At 68.3% G+C, this 16,820-nt stretch carries 18 protein-coding genes and 1 tRNA gene; 8 read left to right on the top strand and 11 right to left on the bottom strand.

What is annotated here, in order from left to right; translation table 11 throughout:
• Positions 1-53: 53 nt before the first annotated feature.
• Positions 54-1,145, top strand: coding sequence for a serine hydrolase domain-containing protein (locus AC5L3X_RS07970; RefSeq protein WP_494856056.1), 1,092 nt, complete (start codon positions 54-56; stop codon positions 1,143-1,145).
• Positions 1,146-1,208: 63 nt separating this feature from the next.
• Here AC5L3X_RS07970 and AC5L3X_RS07965 read toward each other — a convergent pair whose 3' ends face one another.
• From AC5L3X_RS07965 to AC5L3X_RS07940, 6 genes are all read right to left on the bottom strand, one after another.
• Positions 1,209-3,005, bottom strand: a complete 1,797-nt coding sequence (locus tag AC5L3X_RS07965; RefSeq protein WP_494856054.1) for an ABC transporter ATP-binding protein — start codon at positions 3,003-3,005, stop codon at positions 1,209-1,211.
• Between the two features lie 98 nt (positions 3,006-3,103).
• Complete coding sequence (locus AC5L3X_RS07960) at positions 3,104-3,643, bottom strand: TlpA family protein disulfide reductase (RefSeq protein ID WP_189127411.1); 540 nt, start codon at positions 3,641-3,643, stop codon at positions 3,104-3,106.
• A gap of 210 nt (positions 3,644-3,853) precedes the next feature.
• Complete coding sequence (locus AC5L3X_RS07955; RefSeq protein ID WP_358494342.1) at positions 3,854-4,069, bottom strand: hypothetical protein; 216 nt, start codon at positions 4,067-4,069, stop codon at positions 3,854-3,856.
• A gap of 134 nt (positions 4,070-4,203) precedes the next feature.
• Positions 4,204-4,698, bottom strand: coding sequence for a S26 family signal peptidase (locus AC5L3X_RS07950; protein ID WP_494856051.1), 495 nt, complete (start codon positions 4,696-4,698; stop codon positions 4,204-4,206).
• Positions 4,695-5,456, bottom strand: a complete 762-nt coding sequence (locus AC5L3X_RS07945; protein ID WP_494856050.1) for an AfsR/SARP family transcriptional regulator — start codon at positions 5,454-5,456, stop codon at positions 4,695-4,697. Before AC5L3X_RS07945 ends, AC5L3X_RS07950 begins: the two co-directional genes overlap by 4 nt.
• A gap of 269 nt (positions 5,457-5,725) precedes the next feature.
• Positions 5,726-5,959: a hypothetical protein gene (locus tag AC5L3X_RS07940; protein WP_494856048.1), complete on the bottom strand. Its 234-nt coding sequence runs from the start codon at positions 5,957-5,959 to the stop codon at positions 5,726-5,728.
• A gap of 275 nt (positions 5,960-6,234) precedes the next feature.
• Here AC5L3X_RS07940 and AC5L3X_RS07935 point away from each other — a divergent pair, with 275 nt between their 5' ends.
• The 3 genes from AC5L3X_RS07935 to AC5L3X_RS07925 all read left to right on the top strand — a co-directional run bounded on the left by AC5L3X_RS07935 (position 6,235) and on the right by AC5L3X_RS07925 (position 9,741).
• On the top strand, positions 6,235-7,035 hold the full coding sequence (locus tag AC5L3X_RS07935; protein WP_494856047.1) for a class I SAM-dependent methyltransferase: 801 nt from the start codon (positions 6,235-6,237) through the stop codon (positions 7,033-7,035).
• A 45-nt stretch (positions 7,036-7,080) separates the two neighbouring features.
• A complete protein-coding gene (locus AC5L3X_RS07930; protein ID WP_494856045.1) occupies positions 7,081-8,883 on the top strand; it encodes a hypothetical protein in 1,803 nt (600 codons plus the stop codon).
• Between the two features lie 297 nt (positions 8,884-9,180).
• A complete protein-coding gene (locus tag AC5L3X_RS07925; RefSeq protein ID WP_494856043.1) occupies positions 9,181-9,741 on the top strand; it encodes a dihydrofolate reductase family protein in 561 nt (186 codons plus the stop codon).
• A gap of 142 nt (positions 9,742-9,883) precedes the next feature.
• Here the strand turns inward: AC5L3X_RS07925 and AC5L3X_RS07920 are convergent, their stop codons facing one another.
• The 3 genes from AC5L3X_RS07920 to AC5L3X_RS07910 all read right to left on the bottom strand — a co-directional run bounded on the left by AC5L3X_RS07920 (position 9,884) and on the right by AC5L3X_RS07910 (position 11,412).
• Complete coding sequence (locus AC5L3X_RS07920) at positions 9,884-10,447, bottom strand: hypothetical protein (RefSeq protein WP_494856041.1); 564 nt, start codon at positions 10,445-10,447, stop codon at positions 9,884-9,886.
• Positions 10,448-10,612: 165 nt separating this feature from the next.
• Positions 10,613-10,701, bottom strand: a tRNA-Ser gene (locus AC5L3X_RS07915).
• Between the two features lie 147 nt (positions 10,702-10,848).
• A complete protein-coding gene (locus AC5L3X_RS07910) occupies positions 10,849-11,412 on the bottom strand; it encodes a YceI family protein (RefSeq protein WP_494856040.1) in 564 nt (187 codons plus the stop codon).
• Between the two features lie 94 nt (positions 11,413-11,506).
• Between AC5L3X_RS07910 and AC5L3X_RS07905 the strand changes: the two genes are divergently transcribed.
• Complete coding sequence (locus AC5L3X_RS07905; RefSeq protein WP_494856038.1) at positions 11,507-12,037, top strand: MarR family winged helix-turn-helix transcriptional regulator; 531 nt, start codon at positions 11,507-11,509, stop codon at positions 12,035-12,037.
• Here AC5L3X_RS07905 and AC5L3X_RS07900 read toward each other — a convergent pair.
• On the bottom strand, positions 11,958-12,500 hold the full coding sequence (locus AC5L3X_RS07900) for a SigE family RNA polymerase sigma factor (protein ID WP_494856036.1): 543 nt from the start codon (positions 12,498-12,500) through the stop codon (positions 11,958-11,960). The two genes, AC5L3X_RS07905 and AC5L3X_RS07900, sit on opposite strands and share 80 nt — an antisense overlap.
• A 215-nt stretch (positions 12,501-12,715) precedes the next feature.
• Here AC5L3X_RS07900 and AC5L3X_RS07895 point away from each other — a divergent pair, with 215 nt between their 5' ends.
• Positions 12,716-13,663, top strand: a complete 948-nt coding sequence (locus AC5L3X_RS07895) for a hypothetical protein (protein WP_494856035.1) — start codon at positions 12,716-12,718, stop codon at positions 13,661-13,663.
• Positions 13,664-13,668: 5 nt separating this feature from the next.
• On the top strand, positions 13,669-14,463 hold the full coding sequence (locus AC5L3X_RS07890; RefSeq protein WP_494856033.1) for a MauE/DoxX family redox-associated membrane protein: 795 nt from the start codon (positions 13,669-13,671) through the stop codon (positions 14,461-14,463).
• Positions 14,464-14,566: 103 nt separating this feature from the next.
• Here the strand turns inward: AC5L3X_RS07890 and AC5L3X_RS07885 are convergent, their stop codons facing one another.
• Positions 14,567-15,748, bottom strand: coding sequence for an ATP-binding protein (locus AC5L3X_RS07885; RefSeq protein WP_189127427.1), 1,182 nt, complete (start codon positions 15,746-15,748; stop codon positions 14,567-14,569).
• Positions 15,749-16,311: 563 nt separating this feature from the next.
• Between AC5L3X_RS07885 and AC5L3X_RS07880 the strand changes: the two genes are divergently transcribed.
• The gene (locus AC5L3X_RS07880) at positions 16,312-16,770 is read left to right on the top strand and encodes a MaoC family dehydratase (protein ID WP_225264052.1); all 459 of its coding nucleotides are present in this window, start codon (positions 16,312-16,314) and stop codon (positions 16,768-16,770) included.
• Positions 16,771-16,820 lie beyond the last annotated feature (50 nt).

Here is a 16,820-nt window from a genome sequence, read left to right as displayed (position 1 = left end):
AAAGGTGCGCCACCATCGCGGCCTGACCTGAAGAACCCCGCACAGGAGGCAACGTGCGTACGACCCACCTTCGGCGCGTCGCGGCGGTCACCACGCTCGCGCTGGCCGTCGTCTCGACGGCAGGCTTCGCCCCAGCTGGAGCCGCTGCCGCCAAACCGGCCACTCCCGACGTGGTGAGCCCCTCGGCGAACCCCGTCAAGCTGCGTAGCGCCCCCCGGCCGCTCTCCGTGACCTACACCTACGAGGGGGAGCGGCGAACCCTGAACGACTTCCTGACCCGTACGAAGACCAACGGCTTCCTCGTGCTCGACGGGCAGAAGATCGTGGCCGAGCGCTACGTCGACGCCGGCCGCGACACCCGGTTCCAGTCCTGGTCGATGGCGAAGTCCATCACGTCGGCCGCGGTCGGCATCGCGCTGCGCGATCGGCACATTCGCTCGATCGACGACCCGGTCACCAAGTATCTGCCCGAGCTGCGCGAGTCGGGCTACAACGGGGTGTCCATCCGCGACCTGCTGCGCATGTCGTCGGGCATCGAATGGGACGAACGCTCCGACATCCCGCGGGTGCAGGTGGCCGCGAACAAGGGGCAGTCCGTCAAGAAGATGGCGGCGAAGCAGGTGCGGGGCTGGACTCCCGGGAGCGCGTTCGAGTACACGAGCATGAACTCCTTCGTGCTCGCCCGGCTGGTGAGCCAGGCCACCGGCACACCGTTCCACCGCTACGTGGAGCGGAAGATCTGGCAGCCGGCGGGCATGGCGGGCACAGCGCAGATCGCCAACGACGGCAACGGCGACAGCCTGGGCTACTGCTGCGTCTACGCCACCGACCGCGACTTCGCCCGGTTCGGCCTGCTCTATCTGCGCAAGGGGAAGGCGAACGGGCGGCAGGTGGTGCCCGCCTCGTGGATCACGGCGTCGACCAAGCCCTCGTCCGTCAATCCCCGCTACGGCCTGCACTGGTGGCTCGGCGGCGAGGGCGGGCGCGACTTCATGGCCGCCGGGTTCGGCGGGCAGTACATCTACGTCTCGCCCGAACACGGCGTGGTCGTCGTCAAGTCGACCACCTCCACCACCCCGCCGGACCAGGAGGAGGCGCTGACCGTGTTCCGCGCCGTGGCCGCCGAAGTCGCGAAGACCCGCTGACCCGTAACCAGCCAGGCCGGACGCCTCCCGCCCCTGGCGGGAGGCGTCGCCGGGCCGGCCCGCTCACCCCTGCCCGGCCGCCTGGGCAGGGAGGGCCTCCGGGCGGTATCCGCTGGCCTGCAGGGCGAACAGCCGGGCGTACTCGCCGTCGCGGGTGATCAGCTCGCCGTGGGTGCCCTGTTCCACGATCCGCCCGCCGGCGAGCACCACGATGAGATCGGCCTCGCGTACGGCGCTGAGCCGGTGGGAGATGAGCAGGCTGGTGCGCCCGGCCCGGTGCCGCCGCAGGTCGGTGTGCAGGTCGTGCTCGGCCTCCGCGTCGAGACCGGCGCTCGGCTCGTCCAGGATGACCAGGTCGCGGTCCTCCCGCAGGTACACCCGGGCGAGCGCGACGCGCTGCCACTGACCGCCCGAGAGCAGGACGCCCGCCTTCGCCTCGTCCTCACCCGGGTGCCTGAAGTTACGGCTCAGCATCGTGTCGTAGCCGTGGGGGAGGTTCGCGAGCGTCTCGTCGATCCCGGACAGCGTGGCGGCCCTGCGAATGAGCTCCCGGTCGGACATAACGGAGATGTCGCCGATGCCGATGTTCTCGGCGGCAGTGAAGTCGTAGGCGACGCAGTCCTGGAAGACGGCGGCGATCCGGTCGCGCAGATCCGCGGGATCGATCTCCCGGATGTCCACCCCGTCCCAGAGCACCGCGCCGCGCTGCGGGTCGTAGAACCGGCAGAGCAGCTTGACCAGCGTCGACTTGCCGGATCCGTTGAGGCCGACCAGAGCCAGCGCGCTGCCGCAGGGCAGGAACAGATCGACGCCACGCAGCACCCACGGGTGCTCGTCGTCGTAGCGGAACCACACGTCGCGGAACTCGATTCCGCGCCGGAGTGGCGGCGTCCTCTTCGGCGCCTCCAGCACCGGCAGGTCCGGTTCGGCCCGCACCACCTCGCGGTAGTGGCCGAACAGGAGCAACGACTCGTACACCCCGCCGACCGACCCGACCAGCTCCGCGAGGCCCGACTGCACTCCGGCCACCGCCGCGATGAAGACGGCCACGTCGCCGATCGACAGCGCGCCGCCCGCCGTGCCCGTCACCACCCAGATCAGGCCGGCACCCGCGGTCACCGCGCCGAGCGCGCTGAGCAGCGTCTGGGTCTTCAACTCGCGTACGTCGACCGCCCGTTCGCTCTCCTGGGCATCGCGGACGTCGGCCAGCAGCCGCCGCCGGAGGAACTCACCGAGCCCGAACAGGCGGACTTCCTTGGCGAAGTCGAGGCTGGTGAGCAGCCTGCCGAAGAAGGCGCTGCGGCGGCCGAGCGGACTGATCATCCACTGCATACCGGCCCGGAGCCGGCTCAGGGCCACCTCCGCGATGACGGTCGGCACCGCGGCGAGCAGCACCACGGCGGTCATGACCGGGCTCAGCAGCGTCAGGGTGACGACGAACCCGACGACCGAGATGAGCGTCCGCAGCACGGAGAACGCGGGCAGGACGATCTGGACGGCCGCCGTCTGGCCCGTCTGTTCGGCCAGCCGCAGCCGGTCGAGGAACTGCGGCGTCTCGAAGCGCGCCAGCCCGGCGAACCGGTTCACCGCACCGAACAACTCGTCGCGAGCGAGCAGGTCGAGCCGCCGGCGCAACTGCGCGTCGAGATAGCGATTGAGATGGGGAAGGGTGGTGGTCAGCAGGCCGAGGACGGCCAGCCCGGCCGCCAGCCCGGCCAGCAGCGTCGGGTCACGCCGCGGGCTGCTCAGCTCGTCGAGAAGCAGCTTGGTGAGCCAGGCGCCCGCGACGGGCCAGATGCCCGACAGCACTGACAGGGCGACCGAACCGAGCGACAACAGCGGGCCGGCTCGCCAGACCATCGTCCACGCGGCGCCGGCCCGTTGCCAGAGTGGGCCGGCGGCCGAAGTGTGCCGCGTGTCCGGGGACGAGGCGTCCGCACGGTTCCGTGCGGCGCGGATCACGCGGGAACCGGCCGGTCCAGCTCCATCACGGAGATGGAGGCGGCCCGCACCACTCCCTCGGAGGCGAGATAGAAGGCGGGAAAGGCCCTGGCCTGGAACGCCTTCTCGATCGGGCCTCCCCAGGGCTGGCGGACCACGCTGGCGACCGGCCGCAGCTTCTCGACCAGCTGCTCGGCCTGGGCACTGTCATCTCCCATGATCACCGCCACCGCAGCGGGGCGGTCGACGCGCCGGTCGGTGATGAGGCCGACAAGATCCGGCAGTTGGTCCAGGCACACCGAGCACTCCGTGGAGAGCAGGGCGACAACCTCAGGCGAGGTCACCCGGCTGTCGATCGTCTCACCGTCGACGGACTCGGCCTCGAACACCGGGAGCGACGTCCCGGTCGCCAGCAGCACCTCGGCCGGGTCTCCTGCCTTGAGCGCCACGAGCTGCTCGGTGTGCTCTCGTAACCGACGGATCACGGCCAGTGTGAGAACCAGATTGACCAGGCACAAAAGCCCGAAGACGACCATTCCCGCGACGAGAAACGGCACTCCGTCTTCCTTTCAGGACCGAGCCGGCGGGGAGGCCGGCGCGAACGATGACGCGAGATCGTCGGTGAACACGACCCCGATGACGACTCCCAGGGCGGCCCCGACGGCGACCGCCACCCCGCCGGGAAGCAGGGCGGCGTCGCCGGCGACGACGTGAGCGGTGGCACCGGCCTGATCAGGCGGCGGCAGGCCAGTGCCACGTACTCCAACTCAGCAGCAGTCGTAGCAGACGGCCCTGCAGGTCCGGTCGTTGCCGCACCACTTCAGCTTCGAGGAGCGGTCGAGCCAGCGGTAGCAGTAGTAATTGCAGCCGTTACCGTCAGTGTAGAGATACTTACCCTGGCACAGCGGGGCCGCGTCCGCGCTGCTGCTGGGCAGCAGCAACCCGAGCAGCTTGTCGCCCAGAGCGTTGACCTTTTTGATCATGCTTCTCCCTTTACGCATCGACTGTGCACAGGCCCGCTGCAGTGAGCGCGGGACCCATGTCACCTCCACACCGCGGTGCGCCGTCACCCTCTCAGTGAGCCCTACCGGATCACTACCGGATGCCTACCCGATCGCTACCGGCGCGGCTGATCGGTGTCAGGACGCGAGGTCAGACGCCTGGTCACGACACCGACCAGGTGCTCAGCAGGCAGGAAGCCCCAGGTCCTGGAGTCGTAACTGTCGAGCGCGTCCCCGAAGACCACGAGGCGACCGGCCGGGACGGGCGTCCCGGCCGGTCGCCCGCAGGCGTCGACGGCGGCCTCCGGCAGGGGGTCGCCGGGAACGGCCACGACCCGCTTGATGCTCCAACCCCTGCGTGCCGGACTCCTCGACGACGGCGACCCGTTCCAGCCCGCCCGCGACGGCGGCGTGCGCAGCACCACCACGTCGCCGCGAGCAGGCAGCCGGATGGTCGCCCTGCGCACCAGGACCCGGTCGCCATCGGTGAAGGCCGGGCGCATGCTGGCGCCGTTGACCGTGATGACGAGATAGCGGCGTCGTACGGCCAGCAGGCCGACGGCCACGGCGACGCCTGCGGCGACCGCCATGCTCACCCGCCGGCCCGTCATGGCGCGGACAGCATCTGGGCCGCCGGTGTCTCGATCAGGATGGCGTGCTCGATGTCGCGCAGTTCGCTGCTCGGCTCGATGCCCAGCTCCTCATGCAGCCGCCCGCGCAGGCCGTGGTAGGCGCGCAGGGCCTCGACCCTGCGTCCGCACCCGTACAGGGCGATCATCAGTAAGGCGCACAGACGCTCGCGCAGCGGATGGCTGCCGACCAGCGGCTCTATCTCGGCCGCCACCCTGGCGTGCCCGTCGAGCGCCAACTCGGCGTGCATGCACTCCTCCCATGCGATCAGACGTTGTTCCTCCAGGTGGGTGGCCTCCGCGGCGAGGCCGGGCACGCCGTCGAGCGCCCGCCCGAACCAGCGAGCCAGGGCCCCGCGGAAGCAGGTGACCGCCCCGGGCAGGTCACCCGCCACCATGGCGGACGAGGCCTGTCGCACCTCTCCTCTGAACACCTCCACGTCGATCTCACCCGGGTCGGCGTGGAGCAGGTATCCCGAGGAGACCGTGCTGATCCGTTCGCCTCCGGTGGACGTGCGAGCCAGCATCTGACGTAACGCCGAGAGGGTCTTCTGTATCTGCGCCTGTGCGGTGAGGGGAGGGCGGTCGCCCCACACGATGTCGACCAGCCTGTCGGTCTCCACGACCCGATTGGCGTTCAGCGCCAGAGACGCGAAGACCGCGCGCTGACGATGCCCTCGAAACCACAGGCGGCAGGCGTCGTCGCGCACCTCCGGCGGACCGAGAAGGCAAAACTTCATATACACCCCGTAGAAGCTCACACACTCATAAACTGGACAGAAGGGCAGTTATTGCGATATAAGCTACTAATCCCGAATTATGCGCCATGGCCTATCGGCCCACTAGGGGACCGCAATGGCGATGCGCAATCTCGGCTTGAATGTCATGGAATCGATACGGGGTTCAACGTGTCGAGTCGTCTCGTCGAGATCGGGCGGCAGCCAGGTGACGAGTGGTATCGCTCCGTGTCGGAGCCGGGTGATCTCGCGGGCGTCCGCGAGCGCGGAACCTACAGGCACCGGATCCAGGCGACGATGCGCGTGCGACCCTCGCCGTCCGGGAACTTCGCCTCGACGTAACCCGCCTCAACCGGAATCCCATGGGCCCCACGCTCCGGGTCGCCCTTCAGGCAATCGGGCCGCCCGCCGATCGTGAGGTTCCCCGCCTCGTCCGCCCACGCGATATCGGCCGGCAGGAGCGGGGCCGAACGATGTGTTCCGGAAAGGCCGTCAGGAGCCGTCATGCTCGGGACCATACGGCCAATGCGTTGGGCCTGCCATAGTGCTGATCATTGCTGCAAGACGGGCGGCGCGTGATAATCGCGGATTGTCTCTCTTCCGGGTGCTCGCAGGTTTCGCGGTCGTTCAGGTTCTGCTATTGGGAGCGGTCTTCGAACTGATCAGCATGGCTGAGCTCCTGTTTCCAAACGCGAATTTCCACACGCGAATGATCACGACGGATGCCGGACAAGATCATCTTCCGCATATGTCCCGAGAGGCGGCAGACTAGGCTGCGACGATGGAACGCGTAACCGACGTGCCCGAGAGTCTCGCAACACGGGGTCCTGCAGGGGTTTCGACCGCGCCCCAGCCCGCGACTCCCGCCCAGGCGAATGACTATGACAGCTTCGCGGAGGCGTATTCGGCGGAGACCGAGAGCAACCTTCTGAACGCCCACTACGTGCGGCCCGCGATGTTGGCCCTCGCCGGAGATGTGGCCGGCCGTCGGATCCTGGACGCCGGCTGTGGCTCAGGCCCCCTGTCCGCCGCGCTGCGTGACCGCGGTGCGGTCGTCACTGGCATCGATGCCAGCGCCGGGATGCTGGCGCTGGCCAGGCGGCGGCTCGGTGACGACGCGGCCCTGCACGTGGTCGACCTCAACGACCGCCTGCCGTTCGACGACGGTGCGTTCGACGACGTGGTCGCCTCGCTGGTCCTGCACTACCTGGAGGACTGGGGGCCGACGCTGGCCGAGATCCGGCGAGTGCTCAGGCCCGGCGGCCGGCTGATCGCGTCGGTGGACCACCCCTTCGTGGCCTACATGCTCCAGGATCCTCGGCCCAACTACTTCGCCACCACCAGCTACACCTTCGACTGGACGTTCAACGGGCAGTCCTTCCCGATGAGGTTCTGGCGCAGGCCGTTGCACGCGATGACCGACGCCTTCACCGCCGCCGGCTTCCGCCTTGCCGCCATGAGCGAGCCGCAGCCCGACCCGGCCGCCCGTGAGCTGTTCCCCGACGACTTCCAGGACCTTGCCACCAAACTGAGCTTCCTGTTCTTCGTCGTCGAGGTACCGCCGTCGGCCGCGGACGACTAGTTCCCATGCCGTTCAGTCAGGCATGCCCCTAAGATCATCCGAATCGTGGGTCGAATCCGGGCCGCCGCCGGCCGATACCGCTTCGGACGCGTGGCCGTCGTCGTCGTAGCGCTCTACCTGTCCGCCGTCACCGTCGCCGCGGTGCTCGCCGCCGTGTCCGGCGATCTGTCGGCGCTGTCGATGGCCGCGGCGGCCACGCCGTGGGCCTTCTTCGCGCGGGGAGACTGGCTAGGACCCCTGCTCACCGGGATCTGCGGGCTCAACGCATGGATGCTGTGGCAGGTGCTGCGCGGTCCCGAACTGCCACGCGCCGAGGGATTGTCACGCAGCGTGGTCTGGCTTCGGCGCCTGCTCTACGCGGGCGTCGTCGGCGACCTCGTGCTCTGGGAGCTCGTCGAAGTGCTCTCCAACACCGTGGAGTACGTCGCGAGCCGGGTCGTGTGGGCCGCCACGGTGACCCTGCTGGTGCTGGTCGTCTCCGGCGTCTCGACCAGATTTCGGGCGATCGCCCTCGCATTGGGCCTGATCGGCGTACTGGCCCCGGCACCCCTGGTCTACCTTTTCGACGCCGGTCCCCTGGCGATCAACCTGCTGAGACTGGCGAGCTTCGGGTGCACGGCGATGATCCTCGTCGGGCAGCGCCACGACGGGCGGTGGAGCAGGGGCACGATCGACATCGGGCGGATCGCCCTCATCGTCCCGCTCACCTTCCTCGTGCTCAGCCTCGTCCAGAGCGAGCAGTTGCTGTTCGATGGCCTGGGGCTTGTGCTGAACACGCTCGGCGTGTTCAGCACGGTGTGGCTGGCGCGCACCGCGCACGAGCTCGCCCGGCCCGCCGACATGCCCGCCGCTGAGACCGCCACCCGGCCCGCCACCGGCCGCAGGCGTAGGTTGCTGATCGCCGTTGCGCTCGTGCTACCGCTCGCCGTGGTCGGTGCCGAGGAGGGCGCCCGATTCAGCTTCACCGGCGCGGAGAAGGGCTGCCGCGAGGAGCTCAGGTCGTACGCCGATACCCGGCCGGAGGACCGGCGGCGGGCGTTCCTCTGTCGCGCCAGGAACCACACCTTCACAGGGACGCTGATGTTCCCCGAGGACCTGCCGGATCAGCGCCTCCTGGCGTACGGCGAGGAACTGTGCGCGGTGCCCGACGTCGAGGAGCGGCAGGCGCTGCTCCGGCGGGTGGGCGGGTCAGCGGGCACGGCCGAGCTCCGCGATGCCCTGGAGTTCCTGTGCCCTGGCGTCGTCGCCCGGCAGCGAGCGGACGAGGCGCGCGAACAGGCCGAGCAGGAACGGGAGCTGGCCTCATGGAAGGTGGAGAGTAACGCCCGATGCGCCGACCCCTGGCCGAAGCTGCGCGCCAGGCGGCAGGGTACGGCCGCGTACTCGCTGTTCGAAGGGGGCGGCTACGAGGTCTTCGACGACCGGGACAGCACCGAGGGCGCGGGCGGCGACATCTTCAAGGCCATCGACGACGGGTTCATCGACGCCGCCGGCAGCAGCGCCGCCATCACGACCTACGCCGAGAACGAGCCGATGTGCCTCACCGTAAAGGCGTTCCGCGCCGCCCCACCCCTCCGGCTCAAGGGCTGGGACCGGGTGGTCGAGGTGGGGGTCGTCAGCCGGAGCGGTCGGCTGGTCGTACCGCCGTTCTCCGAAGGCGGCGACAGCGGGGCGCTCCGGCCGCTGCCCAACCTGGCCGTCCATGGCCCCGGCCGCTATCGGATGCGCGTCTACGCTCGCACGTTCGAGTGGAACGAGGACGATCACGATGCGCCCGCCGAGGAGCACCTGATCGTCGTCTACCCCGGCCGCTCCACGGAAAAGATCGTTCACCGCCCGTGGCGCTGACCGGTCAGCCGCCCTGGGTACCGCGCGCCAGCGCGGGCACCTGCCCGCACGCTGGTACGGCAGCGAACCCGTGCGAGCTCCTGACCCGTGTGGACGCGCGCACTGCTCCAAGACGCCCCGGTACCTGACCTCGCAACCAGCCAGTAGACCGGGCGCCGATGACTTCCGGGCGAAGGTGTCGTCTAAAGCATGAGCGACAGGCCACAAACGCCGCGGCCACGCGAGCGCTGGGGCCCGGAGACGAATGTTCCCTAACAAGCACGGACCCAGAGGGCCCGAGACCACGGAGTTCTGATCATGCGGAAGCTGATAGCGACAGTGTTCAACTACTCCCTCGACGGCTTCCTCGCCGACGAGGGCACCGAGTTCTGGAAGTTCTGCTTCGACCTGCCCGAAAACCGTCAGCCCGACGACCGGGCGCACCTCGACTTTCTCCAGAGCGCGTACGCGCACCTCATGGGCCGCACCGCCTACGAGAGCATCGCCGGGGCCATGACAACGTCCACCGACCACCCGTTCGCCGACATCCTGAACACCGGGCGCAAGGTCGTCTTCTCCCGGACCCTGAAGACGGCCGACTGGGCCAACACCACTGTCGCCGCTGGTGACACGACAGAAGAGATCGACAAGCTCAGGCTGGGCGGCGACGGCCACATCGTGGTCTGGGGCGGCGTCAGCCTCTGGCGGTCGCTCATGCGGCTCGATCTGATCGACGAGTTCCAGCTGAGCATGTTCCCCTACGTTGCGGGCGAGGGCACCCGGCTGTTCGACGGTGTCCCCAAGTCCTCCCAGCTCGACCTGGTCTCCAGCACCGCCTCCAGCAACGGGATCGTGTATCTGCAGTACCGGCGACACTGAACCGCCCCGACGTGGACAGTTTTACCTCGGCCAGGGTGCGTGGCCGGTCGGCGGCACGTTCGTGGCCCGGATCCGGCGTTGTGGTGCGGATCTGAAGTAGGCCCACCGACGAGGAGACGGCGGCCGACTGGCCATCACGGGTTTAGCCGGCAGAGGGAGTGCCCACCTTGGCCGCGAACTCGGCGGTGAAGATGACCATGACATCATCGGTACCCAGGTAGTAGACCTCGGTTGGTGGCGATTCTGCCGGTGCCCCGGCGGCTATCCACACACTCTTTTCCCGCGAGCACAACCTGATCGCGTCCGGCGTCCGGAGGTGGCTCTGAGGGTCCTGGCGCCAGGCGATATCGACGCCGGTCAGTTTCCTACCGACCATGCTCGACCAGCGCGGGTGGTCGGTCACGTCCACCGCCGCCGACCCGCCTGGCTCTCCGATCATTCGCAGGTGAGCGGTCATCGGCTCGGGGAAGACTTCAAGCCCGTAATAGTCGAAGCTGTTGCCCCACACAGCCGCGAAACAAGCGCCATCGTCGGTGAACAGTTCGACCCCCATGGTGGGCTGGTGCCACGTCCCGAAGTCCCACTGCTCGACCTCGCATCCGTCGTCCCCGCCCATCAAGGGGTAATAGACGACCTTCCGGATACGTCTGCCTCGCAACATGGCAGCCGTACGTTCGTACTCCACCGCGGTCAGCAACGACGACACCGGTACAGCATCACCCAACCGAGACAACCCGGGCCATCGCATTTCTGCAGTCCACGACTCAGTCGACCAGCCACAGCACGTGCCGTTGCAACCAACACCGCGACTATGACGCCCAGGAGATCAAAAGGCCCTCTCCCCGAATCTGGGGCGAGGGCCTTTCACCTGCGGAGGATCGGGGATTTGAACCCCGGATGGTGTTGCCACCAAACCGCATTAGCAGTGCGGCGCCATAGACCTGACTAGGCGAATCCTCCTGGTAGCCACGCGGCTCAGGACAGCGTACCGGCCTTCTGGCGAGGCGGCAAAGCGGTTGCCCCGCGCGTCCTTTCCAGGAGTTATCCACAGCCTGTGGATGGTGGCCTGTGGACAACTCCTGACGAGCGGCGCGCGGGGCGCGGAGGTCAGGCGGCCGGGTTGGCCTCACCCTCGATCTCGATCTTGACCTTCTTGCCCACCAGGACGCCGCCGGTCTCCAGAGTCTGGTTCCAGGTCAGGCCGAAGTCCTCGCGGTCGAACTCGGTGTTGATGGAGAAGCCCCAGAGTGCCTGGCCCCAGGGGTTGGTGCCGGCGCCGCCGTACTCGACGTTGAGCTCGACCTCCCTGGTGACGTCGCGGATCGTGAGGTCACCGACCACCGTGAACTCGTCGCCCGAGTGCTCGACGACACGGGTGCTCCTGAAGGTGATCTCGGGGTACTTCTCGACCGACAGGAAGTCGTCGCTGCGCAGGTGATTGTCGCGGTCGCCGGCGTGGGTATCGATGCTCGCCGTCTTGATCGTAAGCTCGGCGGACGACTCCAGCGGGTTCTCGGCGATCGTCACGGAACCGCTGAAGTCCGTGAAGTTTCCACGCACCTTGCTGACCATCATGTGCTTGACCACGAACCCGATGCGCGTGTGAGCCACGTCGAGGGCGTAGATGCCGGGGGCGGGAACGGTCAGGCCTTCCCAGGTGCGGGTGCTCATGGGGCTCTCCTTCAGAAGCTTGCTGTGTGGACAGTTGAATTAACAAATGTCTACACGAGGAATATTCCCCACGTCAACTAGCGTCGGTTACAGTATGAGCGTGCTCCCCATCGACGATCCCCGCCTGACGGCCATAGGTCTGCTGTCAGAGGTCCACGCAGGCCTTAATGACAGGATGCAGCCGGCGCTCGTCGCGGCCGGCTTGTCCGACATCGACTTCGAGACGCTGATCCGCCTGAGTCGTTCCCCGGGGGAGCGGTTGCGGATGACTGACCTCGCGGCCCAGACCGGCCTGTCCACCAGCGGCGTGACCAGGGTCGTCGACCGTCTCGAACGTGACGGCCTGCTCGCCCGCGTGGCCTGCCCCACCGACCGCCGCGCCTCCTACGCCACGCTCACCGAGGCCGGGCGCGACCGGCTCGCCACGGTGCTGCCCCACCATCTGTCCGACATCGACACGTGCTTCACCGGGTTGCTCGCCGAGGAGGAGCTCGAGTTCTTCCTGGCGATTCTGCGCAGGATCAGGGACGTCGTACGTCCGTGCGCTACGGCTGGGGCGGCCGAATCTCGGTCGCAGGCTGAGTCTCGGTCGCAGGCTGAGTCTCTGTCCCCAGCTCACCCCTGAGCTTGGCCATCGCCCGGGACACCGTGCTCTTGACCGTGCCCACGCTGATGCCCAGGGTCCTGGCGATCTCCCGTTCGCTCAGGTCCTCGTAGTAGCGCAGTACGATCGCGGCCCGCATGCGGGCGGGCAGCTTGCTCAGCGCCTGGTCGAGTTGCTCGTGCACTTCGCCCTGTGCCTCGCTCTCGCAGGTGACCTCCGGCAACTCCTCGGAGGGATACTCCTCCACCTTCCGCCGCCGCCACTGCGAGATGTTGATGTTGACCATCGCCCGCTTCACGTAACCGTCAAGCGCGCCCCGATCCTGAATGCGATCCCATGCGAGATAGGTCTTGGTCAGGGCGTTCTGCAGGAGATCCTCCGCGTCCAGTGGATGCCCGGTCAGCTGGTGAGCCGCGCGCAGCAGAGCAGGTCCGCGGGCCTGAACGTACGCGCGGAACTCCTCTTCCTCACTGGCGGTCTGCATCGTGGCCAGAATCGCAGCCCGATGCTCTGTAACGGCTGAACCGCAATCCAGGATTCGGCTTACCGACGATAAAGGTAGGTCAAGGTCGGTGGCGGATTGTTCGCCGCCGGATGTCATCTCCTTCTCCGGGGGATGCGTATTTTGCTCCCCTATGTGGTGTACGCCACATGTGGTGAGCGGAGTCGTGTGAATCTGTTTACGACAGGGGAGGGCTGATGGCATATCCGAGCATCGAACGCCGCCGGGTGCTCGCGGCGGCGGCGCTGGGCCGCGAGGTGGGCGTCCCCGGTCCCGACCCGGGCAGCGGCGATCCGCTGCACGCGGTCACGGGCACGATTCTCGACGTCAGCCCGCATCTCATGACCATCGAGCGGGCCGACGGCCGGACGGATCGGCTGATCATCGCGCCGTGGGCCACGATCTGGCGCGGAGCCGAGGTCACGCCCGCCGACCTGCCCGTGGGCGCGAGGGTGATCATGCGGACGTCGCGCGAACGGAAGGTGGTCGAACGGGTCTGGGCCGACATCGTGCGGATCACCGGCACCATCCTGTCCGTCGAGGGCCGTAAGGATCTGGTGGTCGAGCTGCACTGCGGGCCGCATCGGGGCCGCCGGACCGTCGTCATCCCCTACCGGGCCACCGGCCGCCTGCAGGTGCGGCACCCGCAGTTGGAGCCGGGTTACCTCTTCGACGCGATCGGGATCAGGCAGGACGGCGCGACGCTGGCACTGCTGCCCGCGACCTCGCAGCCGACCTATCCCGCCCGCGCCGTGCCGCCCGCGCCGCCCGCCTACGCCGGCGTCCAGCCGCGCATCTCCGGCACCGCCACCTGGTCCGACGCCTTCGACGAGGAGGAACGCGGCCTCGCCTACCCCATGGTGGAACGAGCCGATGCCGCCTGCCCCGACGCGGGTGTGTCGTGCGCGGGTCTGCCGTACCTCGCTCTGGGGTCTTTGCTCCAGATCAGGAACTCCTGTACGGACCGGACGGCGAATCTGCCGATCGTGACCTGTGGTTGCGTGGCCGGCCGGTTCTGCGATCGTTGCGTCGAGTGCGGCACGTCCGAGCGGGGGCGGATCGTCGAGCTGTCGCCGTCGTCTTACCTCGAACTCGGGGGCGAACTGGTCAAGGGGTGCTTCAACGTGCAGATCGGATTGGGGTGACGTTCGTGCTGGCATCGCAGCTGCCGGTTCTGATCGCGGTGCTCGTTCTCGGGACGGTCACCAAGGTGATCACGGTGTCCTCGGGCGGCGATCCCGGCTCGTTCTCCAAGCTGGGGCCGGCGGTCCTCGTGCCGGCGCGGATGCAGGGTCCGGCGCTGCTCGGCTGCGCCCTGGGGGAGCTGGTGCTCGCCACTGGGTTGTTGCTCACCGCCCATCCGATCTTCCGGTGGGGCGCGGTGGCGTTCTTCGCGCTCTCCACGTACGTGCTGCTGGAGCTGCGCAGGCGGAGACCCGACGCGGGGTGTGGGTGCTTCGGCGAGATCAGCGCGGCGCCCGTGGGGCGCAGGTCGGTCGGCAGGACGATCGTGCTCACCGGTATGGCGGGCATGGCGGTGTGGGCCGAGGTGCCCGGGGTGGCGGTGTTCGCCGATCCGCCGTGGCCGCTCATCGCCGCCGGGCTGGTCGCCCTCGCCGTGATGTCGCCGGAGATCGAGGAGCTGATCGACCGGGTGCGTTATCGCGCGCCGTGCGAGCAGCGCCCGGCACCGGCCGAGAGCGTCATGCTGTCGAGGCTCCGGGCCAGCGGCGTCTGGCGGGCGCACCGTGACCAGCTGACCACGACCGACCCGTACGACAGTTGGCGCGAGCTCTGCTGGCGCTTCTTCGTCTTCCGGAACCAGGACCGGGACGACGTCGTCTTCGCGGTCTACCTAAGCGGACGCCGCCCGGCGGTGCGGGTGGCCGTGGTCAGCGGAGAGGACAGCGACGCTCTGCCGGTGTATACGCCTGTATCGGCGTAGGGCTAGAGAGTCTTAGATTCCTCTCGACGGACATGGCGATATAACTCTATTGGGCTATCTAGCTTCCCCACTAGACAGCCCAATAGAGGACTAGGGGTGCCGGTCAGATCGGTTGGGCACGCAGGAACCTCCCGAAGTGCGGCACGGTGAACGCGATCAGCCCGCGCTCGGCGCTGTAGATGAGCCCCTTCTTGATGAGGCTGTCGCGGGCGGGGGACAGACTCGACGGCTTGCGGCCCAGGGCATCGGCCACCTCGGCCGTGGGGACCGGCTCGTCACCGATCTGAGCCATGGCGTGCATGTAGTCGCGCTCGGCTGGAGTCGCCCGCTCGTAGCGGCTGCCGAAGAAGCCCACCGCGAGCTCCTCCTCCGCCTCGGGCGCGGACACCTTGACGTCGTCGAGCGTGATCGGACTGCGCGGCGCCAGGTCCCAGGCGACCTTGCCGTAGGCCTGGACGAAGTAGGGGTAGCCATCGGCCGCCTCGTACAGCGCGTCGAGGGCGTCCTGGGTGAACTCGACCTCCTCCTCGCGGGCCGGCAGGATCAGCGCGAGGTCGGCCGCGTCACGGTCGAGCTTGTCGATACGGGCGTAGCGGAAGAGCCGCTCCGAGTAGCTCTTGCTGGCCGAAAGCACGCTCGGCAGGTGCGGCAGCCCCGCCCCCACCACGATCAGCGGCCCGCCCGACTGTGACAGCTCGTGGCAGGCCGCGCAGAGCGCGGAGACGTCGGCGGCCTGCACGTCCTGCATCTCGTCGATGAACAGCGCGATGCCGACGCCCAGATCGGTGGCCACGCTCGCCGCGTCGACGAACAGCTCGGTGAGGTCGATCTCCAGGTCGCCGGAGTCGGCCCGGCCGCGGCTGGCCGGCACCTCGATGCCGGGCGACCAGTGCGAGGTGCCCTTGGCGGCGGCCGGATCGCGCATCGCGAACGCCTTGAGCACGCCGAGGAACTCCTCGATGCGCTCGGGCGCGCGATGGCGAGGAGCCAGCTCGCGGATCGCCATGTGCAGGGCGGCGGCGACGGGACGGCGGATCGACTGGTCGGGCCGGGCCTCGATCTTGCCCGTGCCCCACAGCCGCTGCATCGCCATGGACTTGAAGGTGTTGAGCAGGACGGTCTTGCCCACGCCGCGCAGGCCGGTGACGACCATGCTCCGCTCGGGCCGGCCACGGGCGACCCGTTCGAGCACGACCTCGAACTGCTGGAGCTCACGATCGCGCCCGGCCAGCTCTGGCGGACGCTGCCCGGCACCGGGGGCGTAGGGATTGCGCACAGGGTCCACGCTCTCGGACTTTATTGCCGGATATAGCGGCCGTCTTAGATTTGGGAAGAAAGAGCTACGGCGTGTCCGAGCAGGCGCGGTCGCCATCACCGTCACCGGACACACCCCCTCCCACCTGGCCGAACCTCTGTTCGATTCAGTACCCAGAACTGTAGCGCGGACTCGAACAGGTATGCGATGCTTTCGAGTAAAGATCTTCGCAACAGATCGCCCCGCTCGGACGTCTCTGGGATGTGGAGTTCGAGGATTTCGTCAGAGCCAGGGGTTCCGCGCTGCTCCGGTTGAGCGACACCTGAGACCGTGTCCGCAACAAGGACAGCCCCGAGGCGTACGTTCGCACCACCATGGCCCGCCAGCACATCAGCTGGTGGCGCAGGCGGCGGCGGGAGCAGCTCACGGACGACGTGCCCGAGGGCTCCTACAGCGACAGCCACTCCTTCGGCGAGCTGTGGAAGGAGCTGGCGCTGCGGCATCTACTGGGGCACCACCAAGGCCGACAAGCCGGACAGGTACTGGGTGCTGAACTTGGCAGCCGTGCCACCCGCCCAATAGCGTTCCGGACCATGCGGACCTTTGCCAACGTACAGGAGCTCAAGTCGGCCGTCGGTGAGACGTTCGGCCCCACCGAGTGGCGCACCGTCACTCAGGAGCAGGTCAACCTCTTCGCCGACGCCACCGACGACCACCAGTGGATCCACGTCGACGTCGAACGCGCCAAGGACGGGCCGTTCGGCGGCACGATCGCCCACGGCTACCTGAGCCTGTCGATGCTGCCCTCGTTCATGATGGAGCTCATCGAGGTCAAGGGCATCGCCATGGGCGTCAACTACGGCCTCAACAAGGTTCGGTTCCCGAGGCCGGTGCCGGTCGGCGCGCGCATCCGGGCCACCGGCGAGCTGTCCGACGTCAAGGGCACCCCGGCCGGCTACCTGTCCAACCTGAAGCTGACGATCGAGGTCGAGGGCGAGAAGCGGCCCGCCTGCGTGGCCGAGACGCTCAGCCTGTACGTGCCCGCCGAGTAGGACCACTTCGCTCAGGCGTGCAACAGAAGCACCCGCCCGGCGGTCCTTGG

It is taken from the genome of Nonomuraea sp. CX421 (genome assembly GCF_059358955.1).
The sequence above is the reverse complement of the archived record's forward strand: the minus strand, read 5'-3'. Positions and strand labels throughout refer to the sequence as shown.